The organism is Blastopirellula sp. J2-11 (genome assembly GCF_024584705.1).
GTDB lineage: Bacteria > Planctomycetota > Planctomycetia > Pirellulales > Pirellulaceae > Blastopirellula.
The window spans coordinates 2,023,061-2,048,807 of the sequence record NZ_CP097384.1 but is presented as its reverse complement, the minus strand read 5'-3'; the positions used below and the strand labels follow the sequence as shown (position 1 = coordinate 2,048,807).

Sequence of the window (25,747 nt, the reverse complement as noted above, 5' to 3'; positions counted from 1 at the left end):
TGAAGATCGCACACCCGGCGTTGTCCACACTCCTCAGGCACGCCGTACGTAGGGGCTTTTGTTTGCCCCAATCCCGCCTGTGACATCGCGAACATCCTCCTTCAGAAGGTTGAAGATGAATCGCCATCGACTATTAGCGATTGCTATTTGCTTCGTCTCTACGTCCATACTTTCCGCGGCCGAACCGCAATTCAGCTCCATTTCGCCTGTCGGCATGCAGCGTGGAACCGAGCTGGAAGTCGACATTCGGGGCGACCGTCTGCAAGACTTCGCGGGGATGGTTTTTTACACGCCAGGTTTGACTCTGAAAGAGATTAAGCCGGTCGAAGACAAGGACAAGCCGAAGAAAGCGGTCGCCGTTTTGGTCGCGGATTCAAATTGCCGACTCGGCATGCACGCAATCCGCATTCGGACTGACTCTGGCGTCTCCAACATGCAGACGTTCTACGTCGGCGCACTGCCGGAGATTTCTGAAAAAGAACCGAACAGCGAATTTGAAGCGCCGCAACCGATCGAGATGAACGTCGTCGTCAACGGCATCGTGCAAAACGAGGACGAAGACTTCTTTGTGATCGAAGCGAAAAAGGGACAGCGAATCACCGCTGAACTCGAAGGCCTTCGCATTGGTCGCACCAACTACGATCCCTATCTGGCGATCCTGAACGAACAACGATTTGAACTGGCGCGCAGCGATGATGCGCCGTTGCTCTACCAAGACTGCGTCTGCTCTTTGATCGCTCCAGAAGATGGTCGTTACATCCTCCAGGTCCGCGAAAGCAGCTACGGCGGCAACGGAGCCGCCAACTATCGCCTGCATGTGGGAGAATTTCCGCGACCGCTAGGCGTTTATCCCGGCGGCGGACGCCCCGGCGAAGAAGTCGAAATCACCATGGTCGGTGACGCAGCCGGCGAGAAAAAAACGCGTGTCAAGCTTCCCGACACTCCCGGCGTTTTTGAGTTCTTCGCGCAAGACGAAAAAGGAATCGCTCCTTCGCCGAATCGGATGCGCGTGATCGACATCCCCAACACGCTGGAAGCGGAACCGAATGACGCTCAGGCCGAAGCGACTCCGATGGAAGCGCCAGGCGCCGCCAACGGCGCGATCGGCGGCAAAGGCGACACCGACTATTTCAAGTTCACCGCTAAAAAGGGTGAGGAGTACGACATTCGCGTTTACTCGCGTGAACCGCTTCGCTCGCCGTTAGATCCAGTCGTTAACGTCTATCGCTCCAACGGCGGCGGCGTCGGCGGCAATGATGACTCTGGCGGGCTCGACAGTTTTTATCGTCTCAAAGTTCCGGAAGATGATGACTATCTGGTTCGCGTCATCGATCATCTGCAAAAAGGTGGTCCCGAGTTTATCTATCGCATTGAAATCACGCGCGTTGCTCCCGCTTTGACGATGGACGTTCCCGAAGTTCGTAAGTACGTCTCGCACTTCGCCGAAGTCCCGCAGGGGAATAACTATGCGTTGCTGCTGAGCGCCAAACGCGAAAACTGGGGGGGAGACCTGAAAGCGGTGCTGACCGATCTTCCTCCAGGTGTCGAATACGAGATCCTCACGATGAAGGGGAATCAAACGACGACGCCGGTATTGTTCAAAGCGGCTGCCGACGCTCCCTTGGCCAGCGCCTTGGTGAACGTCACAGGTAGTCCCGTCGACGAGAATGTCAAAGTCACCGGCAACATTAATCAACGGACGCTGCTAGTTCGCGGACGCAACAATTCCGATGTATGGGGTCATAATGCCGATCGCATGACGATGGCCGTGACCGAAAAGATCCCGTTCAAGCTTGAAATCATTCAGCCCAAAGTGCCGATCGTGCGCAACGGCTCGATGCAGTTGAAAGTCAAAGCCGTTCGCGAAGAAGGTTTCGACGCCGAGATCTCGCTCCGCATGCTTTACAACCCGCCCGGCATCGGCTCGTCAGGCTCGATCAAGATTGAGAAAGGAAAAGACGAAGCGTCTATTCCAGTCACCGCCAACGGCGGCGCCGAGATCGGCGACTGGAAGATCTGCGTCATCGGCCGCGCCGGCTACAAATCAGGCGCCGTCGAAGCGGCGACTCCTTTCTCGACGCTGACGATTTCCGATCGCTTCTTTGATTTCGCCTTCGCCAAGACGGCGATGGAGCAGGGGAGCGAATTGCAATACGTCATCGAAGTCACAAAGAAGCTCGACTTTGAAGGCGCCGCCAAGGTAGAGCTGCTGGGGCTTCCCAATGGCGCTACGGCGGAACCGACCGAGATCACCAAAGACTCAACGCAAGCGGTCTTTGCGGTCAAAGCGACTCCGGAGACGAAAGATGGCCGCCACAAGTCGATCATGGCTCGCGCGATCATCACGCAAAACGACGAGCCGATCACGCATACGCTAGGAACAGGCGAGATTCGCGTCGACAAGCCGCGGCCCAAAGAAGTGGCCCCGGCGCCGAAAAAAGAAGAGCCCAAAAAAGAAGAACCGAAGAAAGAAGCAGCTCCCAAACCGCTAAGTCGCCTTGAGCAATTGCGCATGGAGAAAGAAGCGGCGAAAGCAGCGGCGGGCAAATAGTTTCTTTTCCAACGTTACCAACGCATACGACTTCCCCCCCGGAAGCGACTAGAAGACTAGGAGAATTGCTGTGAAACGAATGACAGCCTCAGGGATGATCGCCCTCGCGATGACCGTCGGAATGGCCGCTTTGGCCGTCGCCGAATCGGAAATCGTCAAGATCGACGTCTATCCCGAATCGGCCGAATTGTTGACGTCACGCGATCAGCAAAATTTCGTCGTCCGCGCGACGCGTGCTGACGATGTCACGATTGACGTTACCAGCGAAGCCAAATGGTCGGTTGGCGATGAAAAGATCGCGAAGTTGCAGGGGACGACGTTGCTGCCTGCCGCCGATGGTGAGACCAAGCTGACCATCGAATATTCCGGCTTCAAATCGGAAGTGCCGGTCAAAGTTGAACAAGCAGGCGCCGAACGCGCCATTAGTTTCAAACAAGACGTCATGCCGGTCTTTATGCGATCTGGTTGTAATACCGGCAGCTGCCATGGCGCGGCTCGCGGCAAAGATGGTTTTCGTCTCTCGCTCTTCGGCTTTGATCCCGACGGCGACTATGACCGCGTGACTCGCGAATTGGCCGCACGTCGTATCAACCTGGCCGTTCCAGCGGCGAGCCTGTTGATGGAAAAAGCGATCGGCTCGGTTCCACATACCGGTGGTAAGTTGTTCGATCAAGACTCCGAGTACTACTCCACGCTGCTTCGTTGGCTAGAAACCGGCGCCCAACGTGACGCCAGTGAACCGCCAGCTTGCGAAAAGATCGAGATCTATCCTCCCAAAGCCGTTTTGGAAGGGGAGGGCGCCAAGCAGCAGTTTATCGTCAAAGGCTTTTACGCCGACGGCACGACCCGAGACATTACCGACCTCGCCGTCTTTTTGACCAGCAACGACAACTCGGTGCCGGTTGGAAAAGATGGGATGGCGGTCGCCGCCAATCGCGGTGAAGCGTTCGTGATGGCTCGTTTCGATACGCACACGGTCGGCAGCCAAGTGATTGTCCTGCCCAAAAACCTAAACTACGAAAAGCCGGCGATCACCGGCAATTACATTGATGAACTGGTCGGCGCCAAGCTGCACAAGCTGCGAATTACTCCCAGCGGTCTCTGCACCGATGAAGAGTATCTCCGCCGCGTGACGATCGACATCACCGGTCAATTGCCGAGCGAAGAAGAATACGCCGAGTTCATGGCCGACCAATCGGCCGACAAACGCGTGAAGCTGGTCGATCGCTTGCTCGAGCGGAAAGAGTTCGCCGAAATCTGGGCGATGAAATGGGCCCAATTGCTCATGATTAAGAGCGAAAACAACCGGGTCAGCTACAAATCGGCCTTCCTTTACAACAGCTGGTTGCAAGAAAAAATCGCCAACGGCGTTCCGTTGGACGAGATGGTTCGTGAGATGCTTGGAGCCACAGGCGGGACGTTTAGCAATCCTCCGACCAACTTCTACGAGATCGAACGTGACACCCTGAAGACGGCGGAAAACGTCGCCCAGGTTTTTATGGGCATTCGCACGCAGTGCGCCCAGTGTCATAACCATCCGTTCGATCGCTGGACGATGAACGACTATTACAGCTTCGCCGCCTTCTTCGCCCAAGTGGGACGTAAGAATGCGGAAGATGAACGCGAACGCATCATTTATGATCGACGTGGCGGCGACGTCCGCCATCTGGTCGACAACCGCGTGATGGCGCCGAAGTTCCTCGGCGGCGAACAACCCGACTTGAAAGGCCGCGATCGTCGCGAGGTTTTGGCCGATTGGCTCACTTCGCCAGAGAACCCGTTCTTCGCCACCAATACGGCCAATCGAATCTGGGATCACTTCTTTGGGGTCGGCGTCATCGATCCAGTCGACGATATCCGCGTCAGCAATCCAGCCAGCAATCCAGAACTGCTGGAAGCTTTGTCGGCCAAACTGATTGAGTACAAGTACGACTTCAAAAAGTTGGTTCGCGACATCTGCGCGTCGCACGCCTATCAACGGACGACGTTGCCGAATGAATTAAACAAAACGGACACCAAAAATTTCGCCTACTCGCAGGTTCGCCGCATTCCGGCCGAGCAACTGCTCGACTGTATCAGCCAATCGACCGAGACCAAAGACAAGTTCAAAGGTCTCCCGCTTGGCGCCCGAGCGGTGCAAATTGCCGACGGCAAAACTTCAACCTACTTCCTGACCACCTTCGGTCGCGCCGAACGTGCGACGGTTTGTGCCTGTGAAGCGAAGACCTCTCCCACTTTGTCGCAAGCTCTGCACATGCTGAACGGCGACGCGACGCAGGGGAAAATCTCGCAAGGCAAACTGGTCAGCACCTGGCTCAACGAAGACAAGCTGACGCCGGATCAAGCGATGGAGCAGATTTATATCCGCTGCCTGAGTCGCAAGCCGACCGAAGAAGAAAAGACTCGCCTTCTGGCGGTGATTGATCAAGATGAGAATAAGCAGCAAGCCTTGGAAGACGTCTTCTGGGCGGTGCTGAACTCACGAGAGTTCCTGTTCAACCACTAAAGATGCAATCTCGCAGTAAGCGGCGACGCTTGGTCGCCGCTGTTTGATTTCCTGCCTCGCTTCCTACCGACGCTAGTCTGCTATGAAAAAAATCATCACCACCGCGATGTTGCTGTTGGTCGCCGCGCCGTTGGCCGCTCAAGAGAAGCCGGCCAGCCCCAAGGTCACCTACGACGATCATGTTCGGGCGATTTTTCGTGAGCACTGCTTCACTTGCCATAACCAATCCGAGGCCAAAGGGGGACTCGCCCTCGACTCGTTTGGCAAAGCGATGGAGGGGGGCTCCAGCGGCGAAGTGATCGTCGCACAGGACATCGAAAGTTCGCGTCTGTGGGACTTGGTCGCGCATATCGACACGCCTACGATGCCCCCCAATCAAGACAAACTGCCGCAGCCGAAGCTCGATCTGATCAAATCCTGGATCGAAATGGGCGCGTTAGAAAACAGCGGATCCACCGCGAAGAAGTCGAACAAGCCGAGCCTGAAAATGGCCGGTCCAACAACGACCGGCAAGCCGGAAGGTCCTGCAGCGATGCCAGAGAACGTCTGGCGCCAACCAAGCATTTATACCGATCGCGCCGCGGCGGTCTCTTCGATTGCAACCAGTCCTTGGGCGCCGCTGGCGGCTGTCGCTGGGCAAAAGCAGATCTCACTGTACAACACCGACAACGGGCGCCTGCTCGGCATCCTTCCCTATCCCGAAGGAATCGCGTTCATCCTCCGCTTCAGTCGTAACGGCGAACTGTTGTTGGCAGGCGGTGGTCGCGGAGCGCACTCGGGAACGGTCGTCTTGTACGAAGTCCGCACCGGCAAGCGTTTGATGACGCTGGGTGACGAGTTGGATGTCGTCTTGGCCGCCGATATCAACCCCAGCCTGACCCGAGTTGCACTGGGCGGTCCGCAAAAGATCATCCGCATTTACTCGACAGAGGACGGCTCGCTGCTGCATGAGATCAAAAAGCATACCGATTGGGTGACCGCGCTCGAATACAGCCCCGATGGCGTTCTCCTGGCGAGCGGCGACCGCGCCAATGGCCTCTTCGTCTGGGAAGCGGACGCAGCTCAGGAGTATCTGAACCTGCAAGGTCACAAAGAAGCGATCACCGCCGTCTCCTGGCGCGGCGACTCCAATGTCCTCGCTTCGGCCAGCGAAGATAGCGCCGTGAAACTGTGGGAAATGAACGAGGGCAAAACGATCAAATCGTTCAACGCACATGGCGGCGGAACCGAATGCGTTCGCTTTGGCCAAGATGGTCGTCTCGCGACGGCCGGTCGTGATCGCGTCGCCAAAGTCTTCAGCGGCGACGGCAAGGAAGAAAAGAAATCGCCCGCGTTCGGTGATATCGCCTTAGAAGCGGTTTTGACCTACGACGGCAAACGGCTGATCGCCGGCGATTGGAACGGAATCGTGCGGATGTGGGATCTCGAAAAGATGGAAGAAGTAGCCCAATTGCCGCCGAACCCGCCAACCTACGAGATGCAGATCGCGGCTCAGCAAACGGCGCAGACCGCTGCGAAAGCGAAAGCGGACGAAGCGGCGACTCAACTCGCAGCGGCTGAAAAATCAGTGGCGGACAAAAAGTCGCAGCAAACCGCCAACGTCGAAACGCTGGCTCGCTTGCAAAAAGAAATCGCTGATCTCGCCGCCAACACGAAAAAAGCGGATGACGAAAAGAATGCTCAAATCGCCGCGATCAAGCAGAACGGCGACAAGCAAAAATCGCTGGAAGGCGCCATCGCCAAAATGGACCAGGAACTGGCCCAAGTGGTGAAAGCGGTTCAGGGCGCACAAGAAAAAATGAAAAACGCCGCCGCCCAACTCACCAAGCGTCAAACCGAATTGAAAGCCGCTCAAACGGCGTTCGCGACGGCGAAGCAACAAACGGAAGCGGCGAAACAAAAAGAAGCGGCCGCCAAGGCCGATATGACCAAAGCGACTGACGCCGCGACTTCGGCGGCGGCAGCTCTGAAGACATCGGAAGAAAAACTCGCTTCGGCGGCGGAAGCCGAGAAAGAAGCGCTCATGCAACAAGTCGCCGAAAATCGTAAAGCCGCCGACGCCGCCAAGACTGCAGCGGATCAGGCGACCTCACTAGCGGCGGCCGCTACCGCGGAAGTCGCCAAGCTGACGAAAGAAATGGAAGCCAAAACTGCGGCGGCCAAGCAGTTGGAGCAACTGGTTGCGGCGGATGACGCCGAAGTGAAAAAGCAAACCGCCGAATCGCAGCGACTGGACGGAGAACGTCAACAGAAGGCCGACGCGGTCGCCAAATCAAAGGCTGATCTGGACGCCGTCAAGCAAGCGATCGTCGCAGCCCAGGCCAAGCAGAAGCAGTTGGAAGGCGCCCTCGCCGGCTACGCCAAAGAGACGCAGCAACGTCAAGCGGCGATCAAGCAGGCCGAGGAAGCGAAAGCGAAGTTGGCGACCGAATTGGCGGAACTGGAAAAGCAAAAAGGGGAACGCACCGCCGCCGTCGAAGCGACCAAAAAATCGCTCGCTGACGCCGAGTCGACGCTCACCAAGCTGAAAGCGGAAGCGGCCGCCTACGCCGCTCAGCCGCAACAGGTTTCGGCCGACGCGCCCACCGAGACGCAGGTCTCGGAGGTCGCCAAGTAATCTCCCTGCGGAAAAGTCGCCAGATCGGCTCTAGTAATGAACCACGCTTTGCGTCCCTTCGTCGGGACGCAATTTTTTTAGGGTCGCTTCCGCTTCGACCGCCATCATGCGAACATCGCTGCCGACAGCGATAAACTGCATTCCTTGCTCAGCACGCAGCAGCGCCTGTTCGGCCGTCATCACATGCATGCCGGTCGGCGTGCCGACATCTTTGCCGGTCGAGATCACCTCTTGGATCAGCGCTTCGTGCCCAGCCATGGTTGGGTTCGGATTCTCGATCGTCTTCATCTGCGCCCACAGATCATTTGGTCCGATAAAGATGGCGTCGCAGCCCGGCAGTGCGTAGATCTCTTTCGCGTTGGCGACGCCGCGCGGACTTTCGGTCTGCAGTACGACCAGGATCTCTTCATTCGCGGCGGCGAAATACTCGTCTGGCGACGCGTCAAAGTTCATCGAATGCATTCCGCCGCCGACGCTGCGATCTCCCTGGGGCGGATACTTGGCCGCCGCAATCGCCGCTTTCGCCTGCTCGACGGTATCGACCATCGGCACGACAATCCCCCAAGCGCCGGCGTCGAGCACGCGCTTGATCAGGTCATGATCGCCGCGCGGTACGCGGGCCAAGGGAACTCCGCCGGCGTCAGCCACGGCGCCAAAGATGATCGCCGCCTGAGACCAGTCGATCGGCGAGTGTTCCAGATCCAACGTTAACCAATCCCACGGCATGCGAGCCAACGTTCGCGTCGCATAATAGTCGCCCAACGAAAGCCAGACGCCAAAAGTGGGCAGGCCGTTCTTCAGCTTCTGTTTTACCGGATTTGTACGCATGATCGATCCATTCGATACGAGTGGGCAGGGGAATACGAAAGTGTTTCACATTCGCCAACGGGTCGCAAGCGCACCACGATTTTTCGAACTTAGCGAAGCAACAAGCTATAATTGCAGAATTCGCCCGAAAATCCGCACGATTGGAGGAATACGATCATGCATCGCCCCTCACCAATTCTCTTGTTGTCGCTGCTCGTCTTCGCGATCGCTCGCCCACTTGCAGCGGAGGATCCAGCCGCCGCCGCGCGGCGCGTGATGGTGGAAGAAGCGGTCGTCGCCAACGGCGTCACCGATCAGCGCGTCATCCAATCGATGATGAACACGCCGCGGCATGAATTTGTCGCTTATAAATATCGCTCGCAAGCCTATTACGACATGGCCTTGCCGATCGGCGGACAACAGACGATTTCGTCGCCGTTCATCGTCGCCTACATGACCGAGTCGCTCGAAACGAAGCCCGCAGACAAAGTGTTGGAAATCGGCACCGGCAGCGGATTTCAAGCGGCGATCCTGAGTCCGCTGGTGAAGGACGTCTATTCGATCGAGATCGTGCCGGAACTGGGGCGCAGCGCCGCACGAACGCTGCGTCGACTTGGCTATGAAAACGTCCATACGAAGATCGGCGATGGTTACAAAGGGTGGCCCGAACACGCGCCATTCGACAAGATCATTGTGACTTGTTCCCCCGAAAAGCCGCCGCAACCGTTGATTGATCAACTACGCGAAGGGGGACGCATGGTCATCCCGGTCGGCGAACGCTATCAGCAAACCCTTTATCTGTTTACGAAGAAAGACGGAAAACTCGTCGCCGAGGCGCTGCGTCCCACGTTGTTCGTGCCGATGACCGGTACCGCCGAAGACAATCGTGAAGTCAAACCCGATCCGCTGCATCCTCATGCCGCCAACGGCGATTTTGAGGCCGACTTGCAAGAGCATGACCAGATGGCCGGCTGGTACTACCAGCGACAGTTTGAACTGGTCGAGGACGATTCGGCGCCGCAAGGAAAACGATACGTTCGATTTCAAAACAGCGACCTCGGACGAACTTCGATGGCGCTGCAAGGTTTCGGCGTCGACGGCGAAAATGTTCATCGATTGCAAATCACCGCCTGGGTCAAAACCAGCCAAATCGGGCTAGGCCCCGATCGCCGCGAAGCTCCGATGATCGCGGTCACTTTTTATGACGCGGCTCGCCGCGATGTCGGCCGCGGGGTCGTCGGTCCCTTTATCACCAACTCGGATTGGCGACAAATCGACGAAACGATCCGCGTCCCCCCTACAGCCAAGGAAGCGCTGCTGCGGATTGGTTTATTTGGCGCGACCGGCGAGGCCTGTTTCGACGATGTCAAAATGACCCCTCTAACGGATTAACCGGAAACAAATTGCCATAAAATCCCCAATGGCGGGGCTTTATGTCAAAAGTCCCCCTATTTCCAAGAGTCTCACTCGGCCTCAAATTTTACCTATTCTGCTTGAACTACTGCAGGAGCATGTTATGTTCGAGTGATAGCAGCTGGCGTCGCCAGTGCTCTCAAGTCGGTAGGACAACGTTCAGACGCTTTAGGAGATACAGCAAGATGGCGAGGCTAGGACACAAGGCGGCTGCAATGGCTGCCGTAATGGCGATCGGTTTGATGTCAACTTCGGTGCAAGCCGGTTGGCACGGTTCATGGGGATCCAGCGGCGGTAGCTCCGGCAGCTGGGGATCCAGCGGCGGCAGCTCCGGCAGCTGGGGTTCCAGCGGCGGTTATTATTCCAGCGGCGGCAGCTCAGGCGGTTCGAGCGGCAGCTACTATTCGAGCGGCGGAAGCTCGGGCTCGTACGGTAGCAGCGGCGGCGGCTTGATTAGCCGTTTGATCCAACATCACCGCGCCCACAAATACTATCGCAGCTATTACTCGAGCGGCGGAAGCTCGGGCGGTTCGAGCGGCAGCTACTACTCGAGCGGCGGAAGCTCGGGCACGTACGGCAGCAGCGGCGGATCGAGCGGCGGAAGCTCGGGCACGACCTACGGCGGCAGCTACTACTATGAAGCTCCCTCCACGCCCAGCACTCCTTCGGCGCCTTCGTCGCCAGCTCCGGCTGACGCGATGCCGACCCCGATGACCAGCGCCCAAAGCGACGCCGTCATCAATGTCGAAGTCCCCGCGGACGTCAAAATCTTCGTCAACGGCAAAGCCACGTCGAGCGAAGGGCTGCAACGCCGCTTCGTTTCGCGGAACCTGATGCCGGGCTTCAAGTACGTCTACCAACTGCGTGCCGAAACGGTTCGTGACGGCAAGACCGTGGTTGAGACCAAAGAAGTTCAACTCGGTGGCGGTGATTCGGCCAACTTGTCGTTCGAGTTCAACGGCTCGGCTGATCAGCCGCAAGTCGCCAGCGAACCGGTCGACACCAAGCTGACGCTGCACGTTCCCGCCAACGCCAAAGTGTCGCTGGCCGGTAACGAAACCGCTTCGAGCGGCGAAGTTCGCACCTACAACACCAGCGCCCTGAAAGATGGCGCCGTGTGGAACGACTACCGCATCCTGGTTACCGTCAACAAAGACGGTCGTGAAATCACCAAAGAGAAGGTGATCAACCTGGCTGCCGGCGACGTTCGCGACATCAGCTTTGACTTTGATGCGACCGAACTCGCTTCGGCCAAGTAAGCGACGCGTTCGCTGACAACCTGCATAAACCTTAAGACCCTCGCAGTCGGCCTTTCCGCTGCGAGGGTCTCTTTTTGCGCCTCGCGGGACAAGCGGCCGGTCATGGTCGATAAAATGCGTGTCGAAGCTTTCTATTTGCTCCACGTATCCCACGCACAACCGTTCGCCATGGCGAAGCTCAGTCGAACTGCCCAAGTCGCCCCCCCCAGCCCGATCGTATCGGACAGCACGCCGTCGCCGGCCGTGCAGCCGCGCATCATCTGGAGCGGAGCCGTACGGGGCTGGGTGAGCATTCTGCTGCTGATCCATGTAACCGCATTGTTCGTCGGTCCCTGGGCGTCTCCCCCTCCATCCAGTTATTTGTCGCAGCAAGTCGAAAAGCTGTACGACCCCTATTTGCGCATCACCTTTTTGAAGGACCATGGTTACCGCTTTTTTGCTCCCAATCCCGGCGCAAGTCACCTGGTCCGCTATGAATTGCTTGACGCCGCCGGCAATCAGATCGGAGCAGGGCGGTTTCCGAATCTGGACATTCATTGGCCGCGACTGCTGTACCATCGTCACTTCATGATCAGCGAATCGCTGAACAACGTCACCAGCATTCCGCCGCAAGGTCCGCCGCCGGAGGCGCCTGCCGAAGCGCGAGCTGGCTATCAAAACGCGGTGCGCCTTCGCGACGCTTATCTGGCGTCGGTCGGCCGTTATTTGCTCGAACAAAACGACGCGGCGCAAGTGAAATTGTTTCTCGTCGAACATGGGATTCCTCATCCGTTGGATGTAGCCGCCGGCATGCCGCTTTCCGATCCTTCGCTCTATAGCGAACGAGAGCTCGGCGTCTACACGCGCGATGGAGTTGAGAAGAAGTCTTCCGTACCGGTGATGCTGACTCCTCCGCCGGTAAAGGCCGAAGAAATATGATTCGCGAATACCTGCACGAACTCTATCGCGGCGTCATCGACGGCTGGAACCGCTTCTGGTTCACGCCGACCGATCCCGCAACGCTCGGATTGATTCGGATCTTGGCCGGCGCGATGATCTTTTATACGCACCTGGTCTGGTCGCTGGATCTCGACGGCTTTCTGGGCGCCGGCGGACGCATGTCGCACGACCTGGCCAATCGCATGCAAGGGCAAAGCCCCTTCGCGTGGAGCTATTTGCCGCTGGTCGACGGTTCGCCAGCATTGCTTTGGTCGGCTCACCTCGTGGCGCTGGCCATCTTGCTGATGTTTACGCTCGGACTTTACACGCGGATCACCGGCGTGCTGTCGTTCATCATCACGATCAGCTACGCGCATCGCGTGCCGGGCGCATTGTTTGGTCTCGATCAAATCAATGGGCTGCTGATCATGTACTTGATGCTGGGCGCCGCCGGCGAGGCCTACAGTCTTGACTATTGGCTAAAGCGCCGCCGCAACGTTCGCATGGATGGTCCCCGGCAAAGCACCGTCGCCAATATCTCGATTCGTCTGATCCAGATTCACATGTGCATCATCTATCTGTTCGCCGGTCTGAGCAAACTGGGTGGCGAAACCTGGTGGGATGGCTCGGCGATGTGGGGCGCACTGGCGAACTCTGAATACCAGTCTCTCGACATGACTTGGCTCGCCGCCTATCCGCTGGTCATCAACGCACTGACGCAAATCAGCGTCGCTTGGGAACTTACTTACACCTTTTTGGTCTGGCCCCGACTGACTCGTCCGCTGGTGATCGGCATGGCGATTCCACTGCACTTGGGCATCGCCATCTGCATGGGGATGATCACCTTCGGCCTGGCGATGCTGATCGCGAATCTAGCCTTTGTCTCTCCCTGGATCATCCGCCGGCTCGAACAGGCGATCGCCGATCGGCTACGCCCAGCCGCGAAAGAACCGCTCGTCGCCTAACCAGACTCCGCACTTTTTTCGAGCTGGAACCTTGGACTGGACCGGACCGCTGGGCGGAATGTCGAATTTCTAATGTCGAATGTCAAATTCAGGAGACCGGCAATCTCGATCGTCGTTCTTCCTTCGTCCTTCGACATTTCCAAAGGCTGGACAGGACAGGACAAGGTTGGACAGAATCTGGATTTTACAGATCGAAACCTGGGACTGGACCGCTGGGCATTTTGATGGAGTCCAACGATCCGGGGTATTCGACACTTCCCCCCATCATCCCGCGGCGTACGATCCATTTTCGACCCCGCGCAGCATTTTAACCCGCCAACTTCTCCCGAAGCCAACGCCTACAACGCTCGCTCGTCGTCCAGCAAACGACCTGCACTACGCACGTAAAACTGCGAGTACATTCTAACGAAAGTGATAGACTTTATCAAGGAAAAAATCAGCAGCCCTGCCTTAGCCGCGGTTTCTTCGCCGATCTTTCCTCGCGATCGAGTTCGCCTCAAAAACCGGAGCGAACGCTCTGCGACGGCTACGATTTCTAGAAAAAGATGGCGCGGAACCATTGGAATGAAGAAACTGGCTGAAAAGGGCCAACGGCACACGGAATAAATGCTTTTTGGTCAGCGCCGCCGGATCTCCCTGGGCCCTCCGTTCCACTGCGGCAAGGTCAAATGGAAGTTTTAGGAAGTTCCCCTTGTAGAACATTCGGCAGGCTGAGATTTAAGGAATTTCAATGGAGTCATGCCGTACTCGCGATTGAAGTCTCGGATGAAGTGCGAAGGATTGGCATAGCCAACCTCCTTCGCAACGTCCCCCACCTGAACACCTGGTAGACAAAGGCGTTTGCGCGCCCGGTCGAGGCGGATCCGCTTTAGATACTGGTTGGGACTACAGTTCAATTGCTTCTGAAACAGGCGATTTAGTTGCGGCGAACTAAGAAAAGCAACATGCCGAGCCAACCATGGCACTTCCAGTTTGCGAGCGTAATGAATTTGAAGGTACGCAGCAACGCGTTCCGCCGGCCCGAGATTGCTCGCTTCCCCCCCGGAAAGAACTCGAACTCGATACCATCCCGCTCGGATGTGCTCCTCGGTGGCCGGCAGCGCCACGTAATGATCCTTGGTTTCCCATGCCGCAATCAGATGTACGTGCTCTTGATACAGATCGATGAGGCGAGGCCACATGCTTTGCAAAATTGTCCACATCTCGTCGGTATGAAGCGTAAACACGTGCTCCCACGATTCCAGCAATCCAGGCACTTTTGCTCCGCCGACCATGCATCGATGCAACGCATGGTCGATGCTCATGAACCGCTCGTAATCGTTCTGTTTCGCCGACTGTTCTAACTCACCAAGCAAGCTGCGAAATTCAGGCAACAGCGGAACGATGCCGTCAGCGTCCAAAATTGTTTCGATTGCGTGCCGTTCAAGGACAGCACGAAACCGCGACGCTTTGTGAAACGATGCGCTTGGATGCTCCACCAAGCCTACCTCCAAAATAACCAAATCCAATCACGCCGATAGGACATTCAATGCAAACGTTTATATTATAGCTTCCGTTCGGTTGCTTGCCATGTGCGTTGAGTTAGCATGAGCCCAAAGCAACCAATTTCGATCAACTCAAATCGCTGGATTCCTCTCCCGTCGTTGGGATGATTACCCACTGTCTTATCAACACAACGTGAACCGAGTGAAGAACCAAAATTCTCTAATTCCTTGCCTATTCTCCTGCCTCCTTGTTCTGCTGGCAGCGCACGCAGCCACGGCACAAACGCCACTTAAGCAAGCCGGTGCGCATCGACTTGTGTTGTGCAACGACGGCGGCACGTTAGCGGCGCCTGATCGTGAAGCGCCCGTGGGGATTGACGGCTTGATCCAAAGCACGATTGCTCCCCTTCAAGACACGATGATCGATACCCTGTACTGGCAACTGGGAACCGATCCGTTCAAAGGAACGAAAACGGCTCGATTAACCGATTGGTATTCTCATCAATCGAGAGTCGGGGCGCGATGGGGAAGTGATCGCGAGGCGTTTCGCACCGCTGGCGAATGGAGAATTTACGAAAACACGCGCGATATCGAAAGCACCGGTACCGATGTCCCGACTGTCGTGATCGATGCTGGGCACAAGGCAGGTATCGCGGTTTACCTGTCGCTGCGTATGAATGATTCCCACGACTTTCTTCTGGAAAAAGGGCTGCAGGATGAAAACATGAGCCCCATCAAGAAGCAGCATCCGGATTGGGTGCTGGACGAAAAGTCAGTCCAGTGGGGACGCACCGGACTGAACTACGCGATTCCCGAAGTGCGAGCCTATCGGATGGCGCTGATCGAAGAAGCGATCACGCAATACGACGCCGACGGCATCCAACTTGATTTTTGTCGACACCCACGGTTATTCAAGCAGGGAGAAGAACAGACCGGGGCGGCCTTGGTTACGCAGATGTTACGCCAAACGCGGCAGTTGGCCAAGCAAAAGGAGGAAACGAGCGATCGCAATTTCGGGATATCGGTTCGCGTTCCGCATACGGCCCTTTCTGATCCGACCTTCGAAATCGAAACATGGATCAAAGAACATTTAGTCGACTACCTAATCGTTGCCGAAACATTTGGCTGGCACTACCGTCTCCCCATTGAGCCCTATGTCAAGTTGGCGAACCAAGGTCCCGTGAAAGTGCTTGCCCAAAACCTATGTGCGTTCAAACAAGAACGTGTTCGGTCGGCCAGGGTGCTGTTTGGCGAAAACAATAACTATTACAGCACCGAACAGTTTCGTGCCGTGGCGGCGCGTCACTGGATGGCTGGGGCCGACGGCATGTTTATCTGGAATCAACACTTTTTGCCGTATTCACATAACGCAGCATGGGACCCACAGCATTGGAAAGAAATTGGTGACCCCAAAACGCTGGAATCACTGGACAAGCACTACATTGTCGGGCCTCATGATCGCGGAGGAAACTTGCCAATTACCCTGAACTCTGCTGGAGATTCCGCAGATATCAGCATCGAAATTGCCGACAAATTTGATGGCCCGACAAAGCCTTCAGCGACTTTGCGTTTGACGATCGAACAATTGACTCGCTTGGATGACGTGACCTTTCTCTTCAATGGCGCCATGCTATCTCGCAGTGATGCGACCGTACGCTTCAACTACAACGAATGCGTACTAGACTTTGATGTCTCCGAATCCATTCATCGTGGCGACAACAAGTTGAAAATCACGGTAAATGCTCGAAACCCCCATGTTCGCAGTGGACTAAAAGTCTTCCACGTGGAAGCCTTGGTCTCCCCCAAGTAGCACATCGCAAATTGGACAAACAAGCGCGATCGTCTGCTTGCGGTGCAGCGATGCTTTAGAAATCGGGACTTCAAATTTATGACTCTCTCATCTTGCTCTCTTCGTAAGGAATTCAACTCATGAAACGATTACGCTTTCAATCGCCGAGACAATTCCGCCCCGGCTTTACCCTAGTGGAACTATTGGTTGTGATTGCGATTATTGGGATCCTGATCGGCTTGCTGTTGCCAGCGGTGCAAGCCGCCCGTGAAGCGGCGCGAAGGATGCAGTGCACCAACAATCTGAAGCAGTGGACTTTGGCGGTTCATACTTTCGGAGACAGCCATTCGGAATGGTTTCCCATTGGCGCCAATCACGAGCATCGCAAGGTAGAAAACGGGCAGTTCTACCGACGCATTTCTTGGCCCACCGAACTTTGGCCTTACGTCGAACACGGCGCGTTACATGATCAATATGACTACGAAAGACACTATTACGAAGCGCCGAATCTTTCCACGTATCAACAATTTATACCACAGTACAGCTGTCCGTCTGATGCTGCCGCAGGAACCTTGACTACCTTAGGAACCTATTGGCGCGTGAAGGGCAACTATGTCGTCAACATGGGCAACACGCACCTCCTTCAAGGGGCGACAGACCGAGCCAACTTCACCGGTTCCCCTTTTGCCGTCGCCCACAAATATAAATATTCGCGAATCACCGACGGCCTATCCAACACCGCCTGTTTCTCCGAAGTCATTGCGGTGCCTACCACCGCAACCGAAAAAGATGATCGCGGAGACATTTTAAATGATGGAGCCTGCCCAGGATTTATGTCGATCCTCACTCCGAATTCGTCCGCTCCGGATCAACCCCGCACATGTAACGCAGCCTCCCAGGACGTGAACAGCACTGCCTACCGTAGCACGCCATGTGCCTTAGTCACCGAGGCGACGGATCATCATATTGGCGCACGCAGTCGTCACCCTGGAGGCGTTATGGTTAGCCTTTGTGATGGGTCGGTAAGGTTTGTAACAGAAACAATCAGCCAGTCGTCTTGGGAAGCGTTGCTTTCAGGACAGGGTGGCGAAGTAATTGAAAACTAGCGTGCAATCTCACAGGAGGAGACAGCCCCGTGCAATACTCACCGCTCAAACCTGCCAACCTTTGCCTGCTCTTCTGCTTCACGGCGGCGTTTATCGGCTGCGAGGAGCAGCCAAGAAGCGAGCTAACAATATCGGGAAATGTTACGCTTAACGGATCCCCCATACCCAGTGGAACGATCACATTTGTCGACAAGCATGGGGAAGCGCAAACCGGGGGTGGCGTCATCAAGAATGGACGCTACACCGCTTTTGTTCAACCAGGTGAAAAATCGGTTTTGGTGCTTGGAAACGAACCCGCGGGCATGGAGCCCGAACTGAGCGGAGTTCCCGACAGTGACCTGCGACCAGCCTACCGCAAGATTACGCCAGACGCTTACAGTGCGGTGCAAACCACCGAACTATCGGCCAACGTGATCGAGCCTACGCAGGATCTGGATTTTGATCTCGTCGGCCAGCGTCCTGTGAAGTAGTCCGCTGGCGAACCGGTTAGATGGGGAAATCCACTCTACTAGGATTGGACGAAGAAAGGACGAGAGTGAATGGCTGAAAGGACCAGTAACGCCCGAAATTTTAACTGCTGAACAGCGCCGCCTTGCCGCTTGCTATCTCCGCCAGCATCCTAATCCGCAAAATCTTGTTAATCGTTAAAGTTCGCCACGAAAATGGTCGATGCGTGTTGATAAGCCGGTAAGAGGAATGGAAGCCTCGCTGCTAGCACCGGATTTACGTGGAAGGATCGACGCATATGCTGACCGAATCGAGACGATTGCCGCTCTTTACGTTGCCGGTTCTGGCGATCTTGCTTATCGGCGGCGGGTGCAGCGGCATTCCCTTGGCCAAACAAAATGCCGAACAAGATGCAGCGGCTGCCCAAGGGGGCGCGCAGTACATTGTGGAATTGGTCGATGAAAACCATCACGGCGAAACGAAAAAACTGCCGCTGACCGAAGGCGCTACGGTGCAAACGGCGATCGACGCTTCGCGGGCCAAAAGCAAGTTCCGTCGCTTTCATGTCGCAATCAGCCGCTTGCCGGCCTATCCAGGAGCGCCGCCGCAAAAGCTGGTCTCGGGATACGATCACATTGCGAAACAAGTTCCGATGGAATACGACTATTCGCTACGGCCCGGCGATCGTATCGTGATTTTGAAAGACACCAACAATTCACTCGACGACATGTTCGGAACGCTAATCAATCCGTTCCGCATGATGGGCGGGGCTCCGTCGGTCGACGCCAATCCGCTGAGTCATGACTAATTCGACCACTTGCGATGCTCAGTCAGCGAGCCACTCGAGCGCCTCGGCTCGCTGATCAGGTGCAAAGAAGCGCACCTCGGCCATGGTGAACGGCTTGCAAATCACGGCCATCCATTTCTCCCAACTCGACTCGCCGATCAGCGCGATCTTGCGAATGTCGTTAAAATGCTCGATCGCGAACTTCGTATCTTCCCACGCCGCGCCGGCGTCCCAGCCTTCAAACTGATCCATCACGAAGAGGATGCGAATGCGTCCTGCTGCTTCGATCATCCCTTCCACCGCAGGCACAAACGTCGCATAGTCGGCGCTGGTCAACTTGCCCGCAGCGGTGACTTGCAATAAATCGGACTCGTAATTTTCTGCGATTTCAATCGGCATGGATACCGCTCTGGTTAGAAGGATTTTTCGCCGACGTTCCGCTTTATTCGGCGACGCGCCAACGACGATTGAATAGCCAGGTCATCGAGCAAAAGAGCGTCAGATTTAGTAGCGTCGTAAACGCCGCATAATAGCCGAACTTGATCCAACTGCCGACGATGCTCTGCGACTGGTCCCCCGCTTGAAACGACATCGGCACGTTCCAGGTCGCCGCGAAGGGGCTCATGATCGTCAACCGATCGGCCCAATTCACAATCGCCGCGTTGGTCGCGATGACCTCGGCCGGCGCATCCAACGGAGTATGCCCGAACGCCAAATCGGCGAAATAGGCGAACGCCAGCGGACCGGCGAACAATGCGATGATCACCAGGTAAGTCGTCATCAAACTATGGGCCGTCTTGCGGAAGTTGACCGACGCGAACAACGCGAGCATCGAAGAAGTGAAACAGGTCAGCGCGATGATCACTAGATAACCGAGCACCGACGTGAAGTTCTCCCAATAGTGCGTCACCATCACGCAGGCCAACAGCAGCGGCCACAGCAAAAATCCGGTCAACACCGTCGAGACGCGCAACCCGGCCAGCAACTTGCCCGAGAGGATCTGCCAGGGTGAAATCTCAGTCGTCAGCAGCAAGTCCAACGTTTGCCGTTCCCGTTCTGATGTAATGCTGCCGGCGGAAAAGACAGGCCCCACCAACATGTTGAACAACACGACGTACGAAATGTAATAAGGCGCGTTATGCGGCCAGATGTACAAGCAGATCGCCATCAACGGAATCGCCAACACCATGCTGACCTGGATCACGACCCGCAGCATCAACGTTCCTTGCGCGAAGATCTCGCTATGGATCTCTTTCTCGTAGACCGGGTTGGCGTTGTCCTCCAACAACTTCGTTCGCTTGGGAGGTGCGAACAAGCGATCGGGAAACTGATCGCGCTGAATCACCAGTCCGACCGCTTCTTCCGCTTCTTTGTCGAGATCGACGACCTCGCCCCCTTCGCTGCCAACGTCAGGCGGATAGAGCAAACGCCGGCCGGTGATCACAAACAGAATGCCGCAAATCGCGACCGAGCAGAGCGGCACGAACGCCAGCAAGACCGCGAGTCGCGTCGCTCCAGAGCCTTGGAACGATTGCCAGAACATCGCGCCGACCAGCGCGATCGGCAAGATGACCAGATACGAGACGACCAGCGAAGAAGCGGTGCGCTGGAAGTAACTGCTGCAAGCGACGCTGATCATGCCGAACGTCGCGACCGCGACCATCAACAGAAAGTAAGCGGCGATCACTTCATACAGCGAGACGCCCCCCAGGGGCAAACACAACAGCACGATCGGCAGCGATGTGAAGATCAGCAGCGCCAAGTGAGCGAGTGAGGCCATCAGCTTGCCGATGACAATCGCACCAGGTTTTAACGGACTAGCCAGCAGCATTTCATAAGTCTTCCGCTCTTTCTCGCCGGTCAGCGCGCCAGCGGCGAAGCTGGGCGCCATCATCGACGCCAGGATGAACTGGCCGAGAAAAAAGAGATTGAACAACTTCTGCGCTTCGGCCCGATTACCTTCGGGGTCCCAGCGCTCGACCTGCGGCCAGGCCGCATAGACGACGCCTGCCAACAAGACATGAAACAGAAACAACAAGACGAACGAGCGAACCGTCCGCAAATTGACCAGCAATTCCCGCTGCAGCACGGGGTTTTCAACGAGGTACATCCAGGTGTTCGCTCCGTCAGCCGTCGCATGGTTGATGATTTCTGGCGTCATTGTAAGCGGCCGATCGCCGGTCCGCCCACCACTTTGTCGATCAGATCGCCGAGAGTCGCAAATTTATTGAGACTGGATAACCATAAACGAACGCATCCACGGAGGCGCAAATGAGACAGGCTATCTTTTTGAAGAAAACTAAGCCCCTATGCTATAAAGACTTAGCCCATTGTCGACAGCCGCCGAAAGAACGCTAGGATAAGAGTAGAAGTTGAGACTAACCGCGAGCCAAAGGGCGCCTGACTTTTTCGGGGCCTGCCGCCAGCAATACATACGCCCAGTAAGGAGAGACAATCATGGACCAAGCAGTCATCGACAAGTTAAACGACATTTTGCGGCACGAGTGGACCGGAGTCGCTCAGTACTCGCAAGCTGGTTTCGTCGTTACCGGTCTAATGCGTGAAGTTTACACCGATATGTTCCTGGACAGCGCCAAGGAATCGTTTGGCCACGCCAAGAGAATCGGCCAGAAAATCTCGGCCCTCGGAGGCGTTCCGACCGTCGAACGTAATCCGGTCAAACAATCGACCGACCTGACCGAACTGCTGGAAATCGGGCTCGAATTCGAGTCGAAAGCGGTCGCACTTTACAGCGAAGTGCTGAAAATGGTCGACGGCAAAGATCGCCCGCTGGTGATTCTGCTGGAAGATATCTTGCTCGAAGAGCAAGAAGGGGTCGACCACATTTCGCTAATTTTGAAGGATCACCCCGGCTCGGCCGTCAGCGGCAAATCGAGCAGCAAGGTTGGCTAAGGTTTTCGCAGGTGCGCCGCAGTTGGAAGACATGCTCTTTCTGCGAAGACACCGTAAGAATAGCTGAAATTAGGCCGATTCGGCTTGCCAGACCTTTAAGTGAGACGCAAAGACGTCGGGTCGCTCTCCAGTGATCCGGCGTTCTTTTTTGGTCTCGGCGACCATTTGCGGCATTGCGCCCGCTTGTCCCAGAGCCTGACGCATCGGGGCCAATTGATCGGCGGCAAGGCGAATGCTGGACTGAGTAAACCAACCGACGCGATCGCCCCCCCATGATTGCTGTCGTACCTCGATGTGGCTATCGCCATCATCGTTGGTGCAAACAACCACAGCAGTGCGCTCTCCATCCGTGGAAGCGTAAACGGTGTTGACCGTATATTCTCGGGCGATCTGCATATTGAAGCGTACTCTTCAGAAAATGAGACTCGATCTCATGTGCTCTCCAATTATCTAGGGAGTGGGCGACCATGTCAAGCGCAAACGATTCAGGTCTGTAGGATTCCGATGCGCCAATCGTTATTTCGCGACACGAGCGCGCATGGTGCTTTAAATTTAGGCAAAAAACGCCCGGAAAGTTTTGCCTGGAACGAACTTAGAGCAAAATTAGAGCGAGGCCCGAGATTTGCTTGATAGCATAGATGCTTTCCCCCATCCCACCAAAAGCAAAATAGCCGCGACGCACGTAAAGGCACTACCACGATGGCGATTCTGACCGCGCTGCATCATTCGACCTTTTATCAATACGACCGTCACATTGGGATGGGCCCGCAAACCATCCGTCTGCGGCCAGCGCCCCATTGCCGTACGCCGATTCATAGCTACTCGCTGACGATCAGCCCGAAAGCTCATTTTTTAAACTGGCAGCAAGATCCTTTCGGCAACTTCGTCGGCCGCGTCGTCTTCACCGAGCCGGTCGATCATTTCCGCGTCGATATCGACTTGATCGCCGAGATGACGGTGATCAATCCGTTCGACTTCTTCATTGAACCCGACGCGGAGATGTACCCGTTCGCTTATGAGGCCGCGCTGAAAGCCGATCTCCTGCCGTTCCTTGAAAAAGAACCGGCTGGCCCGCTTCTTACCGAGTTGGTGAATTCGATCGATCGAACGCCGCGCAAGACGATCGACTTTGTCGTCGACCTCAATCAACGTATCCATCAAGAAATGGAATACGAAATCCGCATGGAGCCCGGCGTGCAAACGCCGGAAGAATCTTTGACGCTCCGCCGCGGTTCCTGTCGCGATTCGGCCTGGCTGTTGGTGCAAACGTTACGCAACCTTGGTTTCGCAGCTCGGTTCGCTTCCGGCTACATCATTCAGTTGAAGCCGGACGTCAAATCGTTGGATGGCCCCTCCGGCACCGAAATCGACTTCACCGACTTGCATGCTTGGGCCGAAGTCTTTCTGCCGGGCGCAGGCTGGATCGGTCTCGACGCGACCTCTGGACTGTTGGCCGGCGAAGGGCATATTCCGCTCGCGTGCACGCCTTCGCCGATCAGCGCCGCGCCGATCGACGGTGGTCACGAGGCCTGTGAAAAAGTGGACTTCAGCTTCTCGATGAACGTGTCGCGGTTTTGGGAAGATCCGCGCGTCACGAAACCGTACACCGAAGAAGAATGGGAAAAGATCTACGCGCTCGGCGGAGAAGTCGATCAGCGTCTCGATCAAGCCGACGTCAAAATGACGATGGGGGGCGAGCCGACGTTTGTCTCCATCGACGACATGGAAGGGGAAGAGTGGACCACCGCCGCGGTCGGCCCCACCAAGCGACGTCTGGCCGACGACCTGATGCGACGGCTGTTCAATCGCTTTTCCCCCGGCGGACTGCTCCATTACGGCCTGGGCAAATGGTATCCCGGCGAACCGCTTCCGCGCTGGGCATTCCGCTGTTATTGGCGCGAAGATGGACAACCGATCTGGGAGAACCCGGAACTGTTCGCCGTCGATCATGTCGACTACGGACATACCGCCGACGTGGCGAAAGAATTTGGCGTCATCCTGGCCGAAAAGATCGAGGTCAATCCGCAGCACGTCAGCTTCGCCTACGAAGATGCGTTTTATTACGCGTGGCGCGAACGTCGGATGCCGGCGAATGTCGATCCCTATGATTCCAAACTCGAAGACAAAGAAGAACGTCTGCGCATGGCGCGGATCTTCGAGCAAGGGCTCACCAGCCCGGTCGGCGTCATCCTGCCGCTGCAATTCGCGCATTGGGAGCCCACGCCTCGCTGGATTAGCGGCGAGTGGGTGGTTCGCTCCGAAGAATTGTTCCTGGTCCCCGGCGACTCGCCGATGGGGTTGCGTCTGCCGCTCGATTCGCTGATTTGGGAGACCAAGAACGAACGTTCGATACTCTTCCCGCTGGATCCGCTGGCCGAGCGCACTTCGCTGATGTCGCACGAAGAACTGGTCGCACGCCACAGCGGAATAGAAATGCTGACCGGCGCTTCGCAGGCGCCCATTTACGCTCGTACGCATAGCAACGGCGGACTCGGCGGAGTGCGCACCGGACAAGCGATGCATGGCCAATCGCTCGGCAGTGGACGATCTCCGTCCGCCGGCGGCGGCAACGGCCATGGTTCTACCTGGGACAGCGCCACCTACGATTCGTCGATCATTCGGACCGCGCTCTGCATCGAAGCTCGCGAAGGACGACTGCACGTCTTCTGCCCGCCGCTGGATCGGATCGAAGCCTATCTCGATTTGATGACTGCGATCGAACAAACCGCCAAAGAGTTGAACGTTCCGGTCGTGATCGAAGGTTACTTGCCGCCGCACGACGATCGGATCAACAGCTTCAGCGTGACTCCTGATCCCGGCGTGATCGAGGTCAACATTCAACCGGCCCACAACTGGGACCAGTTGGTCGATATCACCACCGGAGTTTACGAAGATGCGCATTACTCGCGTCTGGGAACCGAAAAGTTCAACCAGGATGGTCGTCACACCGGCACTGGCGGTGGAAATCACGTCGTCATCGGCGGACCGACTCCCGGCGATAGTCCCTTCCTGAAGCGTCCCGACTTGCTCCGCAGTCTGGTCGCCTATTGGCACAATCACCCTTCGCTCTCTTACTTGTTCAGCGGTTCGTTCATCGGCCCGACCTCGCAGGCGCCGCGCGTCGACGAAGGTCGTCGCGACGCGATCTACGAGTTGAAAATCGCCTTTGAGCAAATTCCCGAAAACGGCGAATGTCCTCCTTGGATGGTCGATCGTATTTTCCGCAATTTGCTGGTCGACATGACCGGCAACACGCATCGCAGCGAGTTCTGCATCGACAAGCTCTTTTCGCCCGACAGCAGTTCTGGACGCCGCGGCCTGCTCGAATTTCGTGCGTTTGAAATGCCGCCGCATGCTCGCATGAGTCTGACGCAGCAGTTGCTGCTTCGTTCGCTGGTCTGCCGCTTCCTGGAAGATCCGTATCGCACGCCGCTGGTCGATTGGGATACGACGCTGCACGACCGCTTCATGTTGCCGTACTTCGTCTGGCAAGACTTTGAAGACGTCATCCTGGAAACGAACCAACACGCTTTCGATATCAAGGCCGAGTGGTTCGCTCCTCACTTCGAGTTCAAGTTCCCCAAGATCGGGCACTTTACGCAGCGCGGCGTGAATATCGAGCTTCGCACCGCGATCGAACCTTGGTACGTGCTGGGAGAAGAGCAGGGCGCCGCCGCAACGGCGCGATACGTCGACTCGTCGATTGAACGACTTCAGGTCCGCGTCGACGGCATGACCCCAGAACGCTACATGATCACCTGTAATGGCCGCAAAGTGCCGCTTCATCCGACTGGGGTACAAGGGCAATTTGCGGCAGGCGTGCGTTATCGCGCCTGGCAGCCGCCATCATGCTTGCATCCGACAATTCCGGTCGACGAACCGCTGACGTTCGACTTGTTTGATATTTGGCAACAGCGTTCACTGGGCGGGTGCCGATACTTTGTGGGCCATCCCGGCGGAAATAATCCAGAGTCATTTCCGGTGAATGCCTTTGAAGCCGAATCGCGCCGAGCCGCACGCTTCCACCAAATGGGGCATACCGCAGGCAAGATGCCGATGCCGCAAGATGAACCGAATTCTGACTTCCCCTTCACGTTAGATTTACGTCGGGGTAAAACGGTACGGAAGTGAGCCCGCTTCGTCGCGATCCATTTGATCCGTCGACCAATCCGTCGACGACGACGC

The 25,747-nt window shown here is 56.4% G+C and carries 18 protein-coding genes; 13 read left to right on the top strand and 5 right to left on the bottom strand.

The window, feature by feature from the left end; genetic code table 11:
* Nucleotides 1-115: 115 nt before the first annotated feature.
* The 3 genes from M4951_RS08450 (at nt 116) to M4951_RS08440 (ending at nt 7,674) form a co-directional block, all read left to right on the top strand.
* Complete coding sequence (locus M4951_RS08450; protein WP_262026042.1) at nt 116-2,551, top strand: hypothetical protein; 2,436 nt, start codon at nt 116-118, stop codon at nt 2,549-2,551.
* 79 nt (nt 2,552-2,630) lie between these two features.
* Entirely contained in the window at nt 2,631-5,057 is a 2,427-nt protein-coding gene (locus M4951_RS08445) for a DUF1549 and DUF1553 domain-containing protein (protein ID WP_410050432.1), read from the top strand.
* 82 nt (nt 5,058-5,139) lie between these two features.
* Nucleotides 5,140-7,674 carry a c-type cytochrome domain-containing protein gene (locus tag M4951_RS08440; protein WP_262026041.1) on the top strand — a complete coding sequence of 845 codons (2,535 nt, stop codon included), beginning with the start codon at nt 5,140-5,142 and terminating at the stop codon, nt 7,672-7,674.
* Nucleotides 7,675-7,704: 30 nt separating this feature from the next.
* On the opposite strand, the gene M4951_RS08435 is transcribed toward M4951_RS08440, so the two are convergent.
* Nucleotides 7,705-8,502 (bottom strand): HpcH/HpaI aldolase family protein, encoded by a 798-nt coding sequence (locus tag M4951_RS08435; protein ID WP_262026040.1) that lies wholly within the window; start codon nt 8,500-8,502, stop codon nt 7,705-7,707.
* Nucleotides 8,503-8,658: 156 nt separating this feature from the next.
* On the opposite strand from M4951_RS08435, the gene M4951_RS08430 reads away from it, so the two are divergent.
* From M4951_RS08430 to M4951_RS08415, 4 genes are all read left to right on the top strand, one after another.
* On the top strand, nt 8,659-9,873 hold the full coding sequence (locus M4951_RS08430; RefSeq protein WP_262026039.1) for a protein-L-isoaspartate(D-aspartate) O-methyltransferase: 1,215 nt from the start codon (nt 8,659-8,661) through the stop codon (nt 9,871-9,873).
* Nucleotides 9,874-10,109: 236 nt separating this feature from the next.
* On the top strand, nt 10,110-11,153 hold the full coding sequence (locus tag M4951_RS08425) for a TIGR03000 domain-containing protein (protein ID WP_262026038.1): 1,044 nt from the start codon (nt 10,110-10,112) through the stop codon (nt 11,151-11,153).
* Between the two features lie 102 nt (nt 11,154-11,255).
* On the top strand, nt 11,256-12,071 hold the full coding sequence (locus tag M4951_RS08420; protein WP_262026037.1) for a hypothetical protein: 816 nt from the start codon (nt 11,256-11,258) through the stop codon (nt 12,069-12,071).
* Nucleotides 12,068-13,036: an HTTM domain-containing protein gene (locus M4951_RS08415; protein WP_262026036.1), complete on the top strand. Its 969-nt coding sequence runs from the start codon at nt 12,068-12,070 to the stop codon at nt 13,034-13,036. The genes M4951_RS08420 and M4951_RS08415 overlap by 4 nt, the downstream gene beginning before the upstream one ends.
* A 677-nt stretch (nt 13,037-13,713) precedes the next feature.
* Here the strand turns inward: M4951_RS08415 and M4951_RS08410 are convergent.
* Nucleotides 13,714-14,514, bottom strand: a complete 801-nt coding sequence (locus tag M4951_RS08410; protein WP_262026909.1) for a helix-turn-helix transcriptional regulator — start codon at nt 14,512-14,514, stop codon at nt 13,714-13,716.
* A 322-nt stretch (nt 14,515-14,836) separates the two neighbouring features.
* Between M4951_RS08410 and M4951_RS08405 the strand changes: the two genes are divergently transcribed.
* The 4 genes from M4951_RS08405 (at nt 14,837) to M4951_RS08390 (ending at nt 18,670) form a co-directional block, all read left to right on the top strand.
* A complete protein-coding gene (locus M4951_RS08405) occupies nt 14,837-16,330 on the top strand; it encodes a family 10 glycosylhydrolase (protein ID WP_262026035.1) in 1,494 nt (497 codons plus the stop codon).
* Between the two features lie 119 nt (nt 16,331-16,449).
* On the top strand, nt 16,450-17,415 hold the full coding sequence (locus M4951_RS08400; RefSeq protein ID WP_262026034.1) for a DUF1559 domain-containing protein: 966 nt from the start codon (nt 16,450-16,452) through the stop codon (nt 17,413-17,415).
* Between the two features lie 29 nt (nt 17,416-17,444).
* Entirely contained in the window at nt 17,445-17,885 is a 441-nt protein-coding gene (locus M4951_RS08395) for a hypothetical protein (protein ID WP_262026033.1), read from the top strand.
* 275 nt (nt 17,886-18,160) lie between these two features.
* Entirely contained in the window at nt 18,161-18,670 is a 510-nt protein-coding gene (locus M4951_RS08390; RefSeq protein WP_262026032.1) for a hypothetical protein, read from the top strand.
* Between the two features lie 18 nt (nt 18,671-18,688).
* Here M4951_RS08390 and M4951_RS08385 read toward each other — a convergent pair whose 3' ends face one another.
* Both M4951_RS08385 and M4951_RS08380 read right to left on the bottom strand, forming a co-directional pair.
* Nucleotides 18,689-19,048, bottom strand: a complete 360-nt coding sequence (locus M4951_RS08385; protein WP_262026031.1) for an STAS/SEC14 domain-containing protein — start codon at nt 19,046-19,048, stop codon at nt 18,689-18,691.
* A gap of 43 nt (nt 19,049-19,091) precedes the next feature.
* The gene (locus M4951_RS08380) at nt 19,092-20,810 is read right to left on the bottom strand and encodes an ABC transporter permease (protein WP_262026030.1); all 1,719 of its coding nucleotides are present in this window, start codon (nt 20,808-20,810) and stop codon (nt 19,092-19,094) included.
* Nucleotides 20,811-21,106: 296 nt separating this feature from the next.
* Here M4951_RS08380 and M4951_RS08375 point away from each other — a divergent pair, with 296 nt between their 5' ends.
* Nucleotides 21,107-21,562, top strand: coding sequence for a bacterioferritin (locus M4951_RS08375; protein WP_262026029.1), 456 nt, complete (start codon nt 21,107-21,109; stop codon nt 21,560-21,562).
* A 69-nt stretch (nt 21,563-21,631) separates the two neighbouring features.
* Here the strand turns inward: M4951_RS08375 and M4951_RS08370 are convergent, their stop codons facing one another.
* Entirely contained in the window at nt 21,632-21,958 is a 327-nt protein-coding gene (locus M4951_RS08370; protein WP_262026028.1) for a hypothetical protein, read from the bottom strand.
* Between the two features lie 303 nt (nt 21,959-22,261).
* Here M4951_RS08370 and M4951_RS08365 point away from each other — a divergent pair, with 303 nt between their 5' ends.
* Nucleotides 22,262-25,693 (top strand): DUF2126 domain-containing protein, encoded by a 3,432-nt coding sequence (locus tag M4951_RS08365; protein WP_262026027.1) that lies wholly within the window; start codon nt 22,262-22,264, stop codon nt 25,691-25,693.
* Nucleotides 25,694-25,747 lie beyond the last annotated feature (54 nt).

What these genes read in the sequence shown, in the direction of transcription:
- M4951_RS08450 (WP_262026042.1), top strand. Translation starts at nt 116, where the DNA reads ATGAATCGCCATCGACTATTAGCGATTGCTATTTGCTTCGTCTCTACG.
- M4951_RS08445 (WP_410050432.1), top strand. Translation starts at nt 2,631, where the DNA reads ATGACAGCCTCAGGGATGATCGCCCTCGCGATGACCGTCGGAATGGCC.
- M4951_RS08440 (WP_262026041.1), top strand. Translation starts at nt 5,140, where the DNA reads ATGAAAAAAATCATCACCACCGCGATGTTGCTGTTGGTCGCCGCGCCG.
- M4951_RS08435 (WP_262026040.1), bottom strand. Translation starts at nt 8,502, where the DNA reads ATGCGTACAAATCCGGTAAAACAGAAGCTGAAGAACGGCCTGCCCACT.
- M4951_RS08430 (WP_262026039.1), top strand. Translation starts at nt 8,659, where the DNA reads ATGCATCGCCCCTCACCAATTCTCTTGTTGTCGCTGCTCGTCTTCGCG.
- M4951_RS08425 (WP_262026038.1), top strand. Translation starts at nt 10,110, where the DNA reads ATGGCTGCCGTAATGGCGATCGGTTTGATGTCAACTTCGGTGCAAGCC.
- M4951_RS08420 (WP_262026037.1), top strand. Translation starts at nt 11,256, where the DNA reads ATGGTCGATAAAATGCGTGTCGAAGCTTTCTATTTGCTCCACGTATCC.
- M4951_RS08415 (WP_262026036.1), top strand. Translation starts at nt 12,068, where the DNA reads ATGATTCGCGAATACCTGCACGAACTCTATCGCGGCGTCATCGACGGC.
- M4951_RS08400 (WP_262026034.1), top strand. Translation starts at nt 16,450, where the DNA reads ATGAAACGATTACGCTTTCAATCGCCGAGACAATTCCGCCCCGGCTTT.
- M4951_RS08390 (WP_262026032.1), top strand. Translation starts at nt 18,161, where the DNA reads ATGCTGACCGAATCGAGACGATTGCCGCTCTTTACGTTGCCGGTTCTG.
- M4951_RS08385 (WP_262026031.1), bottom strand. Translation starts at nt 19,048, where the DNA reads ATGCCGATTGAAATCGCAGAAAATTACGAGTCCGATTTATTGCAAGTC.
- M4951_RS08380 (WP_262026030.1), bottom strand. Translation starts at nt 20,810, where the DNA reads ATGACGCCAGAAATCATCAACCATGCGACGGCTGACGGAGCGAACACC.
- M4951_RS08375 (WP_262026029.1), top strand. Translation starts at nt 21,107, where the DNA reads ATGGACCAAGCAGTCATCGACAAGTTAAACGACATTTTGCGGCACGAG.
- M4951_RS08370 (WP_262026028.1), bottom strand. Translation starts at nt 21,958, where the DNA reads ATGCAGATCGCCCGAGAATATACGGTCAACACCGTTTACGCTTCCACG.
- M4951_RS08365 (WP_262026027.1), top strand. Translation starts at nt 22,262, where the DNA reads ATGGCGATTCTGACCGCGCTGCATCATTCGACCTTTTATCAATACGAC.